The organism is Peribacillus sp. NPDC060253 (genome assembly GCF_042727425.1).
GTDB lineage: Bacteria > Bacillota > Bacilli > Bacillales > DSM-1321 > Peribacillus.
Genome location: NZ_JBHXAS010000156.1, coordinates 1 through 8,667, shown reverse-complemented (window position 1 = coordinate 8,667; position 8,667 = coordinate 1). Strand labels below are relative to the sequence as shown.

The window sequence follows — 8,667 nt, the reverse complement described above, 5'->3', positions numbered from 1 at the left end:
CGACGTGGCCGCTGAGCGAGTAGAGCGTGAAGCCCGGGGACTTCTCGCTGCCCATCGAGCGGAACCACTCCTTGCCCTGCTGGAGGATGGCGGGAACCGAGGCGATCGACTCGACGTTATATTGATTAGTTTGAGGATATATGATAATCTATTTTTGTAAAGAGATGAAATGAATCCTCACAATTCATTGGAAACGTATACAATGCTACTTACAATCGATAGGATTTACCGAAAAGGATGAGGAAAATGACAGGTAGGCTAGTTCTGAAAAATGTAAGGATGTTAGAGGGAAATGCAGCGGATATCATATTGGAAAATGGGATGATTAAAGAAATCGCTCTGCCCGGAACTGCAACTGGAGATGAAATAATAGATTATGAGGACAAAGTTGTTGTTTCCAGCGGCTGGATTGATATGCATGTACATGCCTTCCCAGAATTTGATCCTTATGGTGACGATGTTGATGAAATTGGATATAAAACAGGTGTAACAACGATCATTGATGCAGGAAGTACCGGGGCTGACAGGATATCCGATCTTGTTAGCAGTTGTGAAAATTCCAAAACGAACGTTTTCGCCTTTCTGAATATTTCGCGGATTGGATTGAAAAGGATTGATGAGTTATCGGATATTTCATGGCTGGACGAAGTGGAATTAAGAAAAGCTATTTCCGAGCACGGTGATTTTATCGTTGGACTAAAAGCGAGAATAAGTAAAAGTGTGGTTGGTCCAAATGGTGTCGAGCCATTAAAAATCGCTAGGAAGTTCTCGGCTGATACTGGTTTACCATTAATGGTTCATATCGGTTCAGGGCCGCCTGATATTAAAGAGGTCCTTGATTTACTTGAAAAAGAAGACATTATTACACATTACTTAAATGGTAAAGCCAATAATTTATTTGATGAGAATGGAGAACCCTTACCTGAGTTCAGTAAAGCAATTGAACGTGGTGTGCATTTGGATGTCGGTCATGGGACAGCAAGTTTTTCTTTTCCGACTGCTGAAACGGCGAAGGAGAAGGGGATCCGCTTCAATACGATCAGTACGGATATATATCGGAGAAACCGAGTAAATGGGCCAGTTTTTAGCATGGCAAGTGTGCTTACTAAATTTTTGTATCTCGGATATCCATTAAAAGAGGTAATCGATGCAGTTACGGTTAATGCCTCAGCTTGGTTGCATAAGCCAGAGCTGGGAAGGATTGCAGTTGGGGATATTGCGAACCTGACACTATTCTCAATCGAAGATGAGTCGACCCTTTTACTGGATTCCGAAGGCGAAAAAAGAATGGCAGATAAAAGAGTTGTCGTAAAAGGAGTGGTTATAAATGGAGAGTTCATTAAATGCTAAATACGGCCTGAAAAGAGTCATCAATGCAAGCGGAAGAATGAGCATATTGGGAGTTTCTGCTCCAACTGACACGGTGATGGACGCGATGAAAAAAGGCGGACAAAATTATGTTGAAATCTCTGATTTGGTCGATAAATCTGGTCAGCATATAGCAAATTTACTTCAATCCGAAGCAGCGGTTGTCGTAAACTCTGCATCCAGTGGAATCGCCCTTTCCGTAGCAGCGATCGTGACTGAAGGGAACAGAAGGAAAAGCGAAAGACTTCATCAAGATCCTATTCAAAAAAATGAAATCATCATGTTGAAAGGCCATAACGTCCAGTATGGTGCACCGGTTGAAACCATGATTTACCTTGGTGGCGGAAAGTTGGTTGAAGTTGGGTATGCAAACGAAGGAAAGGCAGAGCATATTGCGGATGCCATTAATGAAAATACTTCCGCCATTTTATACGTAAAATCACATCATGCCGTTCAAAAAAATATGATATCGGTCGAAGAAGCATGGGAAGTGGCCAAAACAAATAATATCCCTCTGATTGTTGATGCGGCAGCGGAGGAAGACCTGGAGAAATATGTACAATTTTCCGATTTAGCGATTTATAGTGGGTCAAAAGCCATTGAAGGACCAACATCAGGTATCGTAGCTGGCAGAAAAAAATATATCGGATGGCTAAAGGTTCAATTGCATTGTATCGGCAGGAGTATGAAGGTCGGTAAGGAAACTACCTTTGGGCTGCTTCAGGCTTTGGATGAGTATTTTGTCAAAACGGATAATAGCGAGAAAGAAAAAGCAAGTTTACAAGTGCTCACATCACTCGATTCAATCAATGGCGTAAAAGTAACGATTGTACAAGATGAAGCGGGTCGTGCCATATATAGAGCACGTATTTCCATCGATCCTTCGGTTACGGAAACAACGGCGAAAGAAGTGAACGAGCAGCTTAGAAATGGCGATATTGCCATTTATACGCGTGATTATGGTATACGGCAAGGGTTTTTCGATATAGATCCACGTCCATTGCAAGGTGATGATATCAACGTAATTGAAGCTCAGTTAAGAACCATTTTAGGAGGAAATCAAGGATGACTAACATAAACAAACGGTTTTTTAATGATCGTGTAGCCCTGAATGTACTAGCTAATAGTGTGGAAAATGCAGTGGAAGTCTTTGAAGCAGCGGAAGGTCATGTATTGGTGGGTGTTCTTTCTAAGGATTATCCAACTGTAGAAGCTGGCGTTACAGCAATGAAAGAGTACGGGGAAGCTATTGATGAAGCAGTTTCAATTGGTTTGGGCGCTGGTGATAATAGACAGGCAGCAGTTGTAGCAGAAATTGCAAAATACTATCCCGGCAGTCATATTAATCAGGTTTTTCCAAGTGTAGGTGCTACAAGGGCCAATTTAGGTGAGAAGGATAGTTGGATAAATTCACTTGTTTCTCCAACTGGTAAAGTTGGTTATGTGAATATTTCCACTGGTCCAGTAAGTGCAGGTGCAAGTGAAACTGCCATTGTCCCTATTAAAGCCGCCATAGCATTGGTTCGTGATATGGGTGGAAATGCTCTGAAATACTTCCCGATGAAAGGGCTGAAGCATGAAGATGAATATCGTGCAGTGGCAAAAGCTTGTGGCGAAGAGGGGTTTGCTTTAGAACCAACTGGTGGAATCGATTTAGAAAATTTCGAAACCATTCTGGAAATAGCTTTAGAAGCAAAAGTGCCTAAAATCATTCCCCATGTCTATTCTTCCATCATCGATGAAGAAACTGGAAAAACGAATGGGGAGGATGTACGAAAATTATTAACCATAACCAAAAAATTGGTTGAAAAGCATGCCTAAAAGAATTGTAGCATTCGGAGAAGTGATGATGCGTTTGCAGGTACCAGGTTATGAAATGCTAACACAGGCTAACACATTACAATACTCCTTTTCAGGCACGGGGGTAAACGTTGCTTCTGCGATGACAAAGCTTGGGCATGATGGGTATCTTGTGACAAAACTACCAGATAACCCGCTTGGGGATTCGGCGGTTTCTTCTTTGCAGCGCTTAGGTATTGGACGCGACTTCTTCTATAGAGGCGGAAAATACTTGGGGATGTACTTTTTGGAAAATGGTTTCGGACAACGGGCGAGCCGTGTCACCTATTCAAATCGACTGGAAAGCAGTTTTAATACAGCGTCCTTATCCGATTATGATATGGATATGATTGCGGAAAAAACGGATATCATCCATTTTTGTGGAATCACGCTTGCGATGTCAGAAAACGTTCGAGAAAGTATGAAGGTTCTGGCTAGAAAAGTCAAAGAAAAAGGCGGTACGGTCTGTTTCGATTGCAATTACCGCCCTTCCTTATGGGAGGGAGGTTACGCTGACGCTAAGCCTCATTATGAGGAAATGCTTTACTTGGCTGATATCGTCATGATGAATGAAAAAGACGCTTTATATATTTTAGGAATGAAGTCAAAAGGCTCCACGAGAGAAGAGCAGCTTAATGAGTTAATTCCTGAAGTGGCTAAAAAATTCAATATTCTATCGATAGCAGGGACACATCGTTCGATCAACAATGATAATACCCATACATTGAGGGGATACATGTACAAGGAAGAAACATTTTACTTTTCCGATATCTTATCATTTTCCGTATATGATAGAATAGGTTCAGGCGATGCATATACCAGCGGAATTTTACATGGCGAAATGCAGGAATATTCCCCTGAAAAGACAGTTCGCTTTGCGGCTGTATCAGGAATGCTGGCGTGTACTGTCGTTGGGGATACTCCTTTGGCAACCGAAAAGGAGATACTCTCGGCAATGGAAGGTAAAATGGAAGATATTAAGAGATAAAAGGCAGGAGATCAGGAATGAATGTGAACAGAAAAAATGGACCGATGTATTTACAGATAAAAGAAATATTGAAGGATCGTATTTTACACGGGGTTTATGCCATCGACACAAACATTCCCTCTGAGCCTCTATTGGAAGAAGAATTTAATGTAAGTAAGGTCACTGTCCGCAATGCAATTAAAGAACTCGTGCAAGAGGGTTATGTTGAAAAGAAAAGCGGCAAAGGCACTAGAGTCATTGCTAATGGTTCGATTGTCAAACTTTCTAAAGGAAAGCGTTTCACAGAGCTATTGGTGGAGGAAGGGCACTTCATGGTAAAAAAAATGTTAAACATAAGCCAAGTTGACCTTTCTTCAGACTCTAAGCTGCATTCTTTATTTGGTGACCACTGCATACGAATCGAACGAATATATTTATTGGATAATGAACCTTATATTTACTTTACACATTATGTTTCACTTGATCTAAACCATGATGAGATAAAAGAGGTCCAAATCAATTCTTTGTACCGCTTTTTGGAAGATCAAAACGTCAAACTTGAAACATTCAGAGATGAGTTTGCCGTTACTATCGCTTCCGATAACATTTGCGAAACACTGAAAATCGAAAACAATAGTCCGGTACTAACAAGGATTCGGATTTCCAGTGATGGGGACGGGAATGTCATGGAATATAGTGAAGGATATTATAACACGGCCAAACAGAACTACATTGTGACTTATAACGAGCCGGTACAATAATCGATTTATTGTATTGGTTCAATTGTAAGCGATTTCTTGAAGGTGGGAAGAACATATGGAGCTATATTTATTAGGAATCACGCTGTTGGCAATCGTCATTGTTATTCTAGGGGTATCATGGTGGAAATGGCATGCATTCATAAGCTTGACTGTAGCCAGTTTATTTTTAGCTGTGTTTTCTGGTCTGCCTATGGACAAAATTGTAGGAGCTTATGAAACCGGTGTCGGAGCTGTACTTGGACATCTTATTGGCATCTTGGCCTTAGGGACCATTTTAGGGAAGATGATGTCCGACTCAGGTGCTGGTATGCAGGTAGCTGACTTCTTCATTCATAAATTCGGCGTGAAAAATCTGCCATGGGCCATGCTTCTTTCTGGTTTCATCATCGGTATTCCGGTATTTTTTGAAGTTGGTTTAGTCATATTGCTTCCTTTGGTCATTTCCATTCGTAAGTCAACCAAAGTGAACATCTTATTAATCGGAATACCAGTGCTTGCCGGATTATCGATCGTGCATGGGCTGGTACCACCGCATCCAGGAGCCATGACAGCAATAGGAATCTATAATGCAAACATGGGCCACGTACTTCTTTACTCCTTGATCATCGCATTCCCGACAGCTGTGATTGCAGGACCTTTATTCGCAAAATGGATTCATAAACGGGTCATTCCTGTTGGGGAACCTGATTTAATCAGAGTGGAAACAAAATCAAATGGATTACCAGGAACAGGAATTTCGTTCTTTATCATCCTTCTGCCTGTATTGTTAATGGTCTTAACTGTCGTGGCGCCTTATCTGCCACTACCGGGTTCCATTGAAAAGTTCTTATTATTTATCGGCAGTCCAGTGATCGCCTTATTAATCTCTTGTTTTGCAGCATACTATTTCTTGGGCTACCGACAAGGTATGGACAAATCACTAATTAAAAAGTTAACGGAAGAATGCTTGTTGCCATTAGCTTCCATAATCCTTATTATCGGTGCGGGTGGCGGATTCAAGCAAATTTTAATTGATAGTGGTGTAGGGACTGCAATCGCTTCCATGTCTGAAGAAATATCATTATCACCAATCGTACTAGCATTCCTGGTGGCCGGATTGATCCGGATTGCCACTGGTTCTGCAACCGTCGCTTTGACCACGGCTGCTGGAATTGTTTCACCGGTCGTTGCCAATATGACTGGTGTTAACTTAGAATTACTTGTTATTGCCACGGGAGCCGGTTCCCTTATGTTTTCCCATGTTAACGACGCCGGTTTCTGGTTAGTGAAAGAATATATGGGATTAACTGTTAAAGAAACATTCAAAACCTGGACAGTCATGGAAACTTTACTTTCTTTTGTGGCATTCGGCCTTGTTTTAATATTGGACATATTCATATAGTCTGTATAAGGAAATTTTGCAATTGCCAAAGTAAGCTTCCGTGAAATGTCATTAGTGACATTTCACGGGGGCTTTTCAATTTGGAAAATATAAAGTGATGGTTCCTTGTTAGTAAATGAAAAGGGATTGAATATCTTTAAGTTAGTCCGATGCAACTGGCCAGTAACATTTTTTCTCGAAGTGGTATCCCAATGACAGGGGTATTTAGTATTATCCAGAATATGTTTGTTTTGCACCTCGAAGATATAAATCCTGACAGAGCCTTTTATATTGAAGGATTGACAGCTTCCCGTTTACATATTCTTTCTGAATATAATCCAACAATTCATTGGCATGATTAGGCTTTTGACGTTTTTCCTGAATATAATGGAGTATTAAAACTTCTATAGTCACACACTCACCTTACTTGACAAGTATTTTTTTCATTAACAATATAACACGGGTATTCAAGTAATTATCATTTTTTGAATATTTTAACTATCGACATTTTTATACAAAAAAAGAAATGGTTTGAGGGAAATGGACAAACTTTTTTCGGCGAATGAGAAAAGAGGTATACCAATTGGTATGAGCTCTTTTTACTCTTAATAACCCTATAATAAACCTGCTTGATGTTTTCAAGATGATCGAATGAATGGGGGGGATGGAAAAATGGTTATAAACGTTGATCTAAATCCAAAAGAAGGTGAAAAAGCCCCTGAGAATTCAAGGGCTGTAAATTCTATTAATGATATAACCCCATGTTCGCACTGAGTTTACAAGGAGCCTACGATCTCACTTCATACTTGGATTTTTTGCTCAGTCAAAGGCGATAAAGATAGTTCTGACGCTTCTTTTTTTATGGAGAATATATATGCTCCCAAACCTAAAATGGCTGCGAAAATCAGCATGGCAATCGATGTACTGAAGTCCCCTCCAGATAAGTCGCGAAGCCAGCCCATAATATAGCTGGAAAAGCCGCCCATGATATTCGTGAATCCTAACAGACCCGCAGCCCGTCCGGCGGTTTGGGGTGTTGAGTATTTTACCATGAGCATATTACTTAGGTGGAATACACCGCCTTGACATCCCATTGCCAGTCCCATACATATCCCGGCCATAATAGGATTGGGAATGAAGACTGCTACTGTTAAAAAGACAGCTGTCAATGAAAATAGAATCGAGGCCATCAAACTTGGACGCCTCGTTTTGTCGGCGAGATAACCGCATGCGACGACAAATCCTAAAGCAAATAGCCAAGACAGGGAAGTAATGCTTGACATCCCTTCCTTTTCAAACCCTATCGCTTCGATAAGATAGGTAGGGAGCCAAATGCTGATGCCGAAAAAAAGGAAAGAACATACGAGCATGCCGAACCAGACTATCCAGAAACGATAATCCTGAGCGAAACTTTTATTCTCAGAAGCATTGCTTTCATTATCTTGGTCATACGATTGGCGAATGAATGCCAATTCTTCCTTACTGACATGGGGGTGCTCTTCAGGTGTATTTCTAGTCATGAAGATGAACATAGGGATATTAATAATTAAGTTGAAGGCTGCAAGCATAAAGAAAGCGGCTTGCCAGTGGAGTAAAGATATTACGAGAACCAATAAAACGGCTCCAATCGCCGGACCTAAATAGTTTCCGGTAAGCCATGATGCCTGGGCCTTACCTAATTCCCGTTTATTAAACCAGTTGGATATGAATTTCCCTGATACAGGTATCATCATCCCCTCACCAAAACCAAGAATGATCCTGCTTAATAAAAACACTTCATATGAATTTGCCAGGCCAGAAGTAATCATGGTAATTGTCCAGACGAATAAACCGGCGATGGCTGTTTTTCGAGCACCTAATTTATCGATGATGAAGCCCCAAAAAAGATTGGACACTCCATAAGCTATGGTGAAAACAAAAGAAAGAAGACCGATTTTTGCATTTTTATCATCGCCTGTTATACCGAGCGCGTTCAAGAATTCTGGATCAGTTTGAATGATGGAAATGCCAACCTTATCAATTTGTCCAAAAAACCAAAAGAAAAAAATGGGAACGGCAATATACAACCATCTTTTTTGCCCATTTAACATAATACCATCTCCTTGTCTATTGTTAGCATTACTTAAAACACTCTTAACAATTACCCGTGAAAATAAGTGAATTACGGTAATTAAGAAATCTACTATTGATGAATTCACTTTAAGGGACCAAATTTCGCCTTTCTTCAAAATACTGACAGATGAATATGCATGATTAGTGTTTTGTTAGGAAAACATGGTTTTACTTTATTAACGATAAAATAAATAGATTTGATTGTCAATTTAATATTTTGATAATTTTTTATTTTTAGAATAAATAAACGGTGGATTATC

At 40.3% G+C, this 8,667-nt stretch carries 8 protein-coding genes; 6 read left to right on the top strand and 2 right to left on the bottom strand.

Annotation, left to right across the window (positions count from 1 at the left end; genetic code table 11):
* The first annotated feature begins 246 nt into the window (after positions 1 to 246).
* Genes ACFWE9_RS24175 through ACFWE9_RS24150 form a run of 6 tightly spaced genes read left to right on the top strand, consistent with a single transcriptional unit; the run spans position 247 to position 6,316 of the window.
* Positions 247 to 1,350 (top strand): amidohydrolase/deacetylase family metallohydrolase, encoded by a 1,104-nt coding sequence (locus ACFWE9_RS24175; protein ID WP_230156293.1) that lies wholly within the window; start codon positions 247 to 249, stop codon positions 1,348 to 1,350.
* On the top strand, positions 1,328 to 2,437 hold the full coding sequence (locus ACFWE9_RS24170) for a DgaE family pyridoxal phosphate-dependent ammonia lyase (RefSeq protein WP_230156292.1): 1,110 nt from the start codon (positions 1,328 to 1,330) through the stop codon (positions 2,435 to 2,437). Before ACFWE9_RS24175 ends, ACFWE9_RS24170 begins: the two co-directional genes overlap by 23 nt.
* A complete protein-coding gene (dagF, locus tag ACFWE9_RS24165) occupies positions 2,434 to 3,189 on the top strand; it encodes a 2-dehydro-3-deoxy-phosphogluconate aldolase (protein ID WP_230156291.1) in 756 nt (251 codons plus the stop codon). The genes ACFWE9_RS24170 and dagF overlap by 4 nt, the downstream gene beginning before the upstream one ends.
* Positions 3,182 to 4,195, top strand: coding sequence for a sugar kinase (locus tag ACFWE9_RS24160; protein ID WP_230156290.1), 1,014 nt, complete (start codon positions 3,182 to 3,184; stop codon positions 4,193 to 4,195). Before dagF ends, ACFWE9_RS24160 begins: the two co-directional genes overlap by 8 nt.
* A gap of 17 nt (positions 4,196 to 4,212) precedes the next feature.
* A complete protein-coding gene (locus tag ACFWE9_RS24155) occupies positions 4,213 to 4,935 on the top strand; it encodes a GntR family transcriptional regulator (protein WP_230156289.1) in 723 nt (240 codons plus the stop codon).
* Positions 4,936 to 4,990: 55 nt separating this feature from the next.
* The gene (locus tag ACFWE9_RS24150) at positions 4,991 to 6,316 is read left to right on the top strand and encodes a GntT/GntP/DsdX family permease (protein WP_230156288.1); all 1,326 of its coding nucleotides are present in this window, start codon (positions 4,991 to 4,993) and stop codon (positions 6,314 to 6,316) included.
* A gap of 210 nt (positions 6,317 to 6,526) precedes the next feature.
* Here the strand turns inward: ACFWE9_RS24150 and yppF are convergent, their stop codons facing one another.
* A complete protein-coding gene (gene yppF / locus ACFWE9_RS24145) occupies positions 6,527 to 6,709 on the bottom strand; it encodes a YppF family protein (protein WP_230156286.1) in 183 nt (60 codons plus the stop codon).
* A gap of 386 nt (positions 6,710 to 7,095) precedes the next feature.
* Entirely contained in the window at positions 7,096 to 8,385 is a 1,290-nt protein-coding gene (locus ACFWE9_RS24140) for an MFS transporter (protein ID WP_377359185.1), read from the bottom strand.
* Positions 8,386 to 8,667: the final 282 nt, after the last annotated feature.

Coding starts and splice junctions, on each gene's coding strand:
- ACFWE9_RS24175 (WP_230156293.1), top strand. CDS start 247: ATGACAGGTAGGCTAGTTCTGAAAAATGTAAGGATGTTAGAGGGAAAT.
- ACFWE9_RS24170 (WP_230156292.1), top strand. CDS start 1,328: ATGGAGAGTTCATTAAATGCTAAATACGGCCTGAAAAGAGTCATCAAT.
- dagF (WP_230156291.1), top strand. CDS start 2,434: ATGACTAACATAAACAAACGGTTTTTTAATGATCGTGTAGCCCTGAAT.
- ACFWE9_RS24160 (WP_230156290.1), top strand. CDS start 3,182: ATGCCTAAAAGAATTGTAGCATTCGGAGAAGTGATGATGCGTTTGCAG.
- ACFWE9_RS24155 (WP_230156289.1), top strand. CDS start 4,213: ATGAATGTGAACAGAAAAAATGGACCGATGTATTTACAGATAAAAGAA.
- ACFWE9_RS24150 (WP_230156288.1), top strand. CDS start 4,991: ATGGAGCTATATTTATTAGGAATCACGCTGTTGGCAATCGTCATTGTT.
- ACFWE9_RS24140 (WP_377359185.1), bottom strand. CDS start 8,385: ATGTTAAATGGGCAAAAAAGATGGTTGTATATTGCCGTTCCCATTTTT.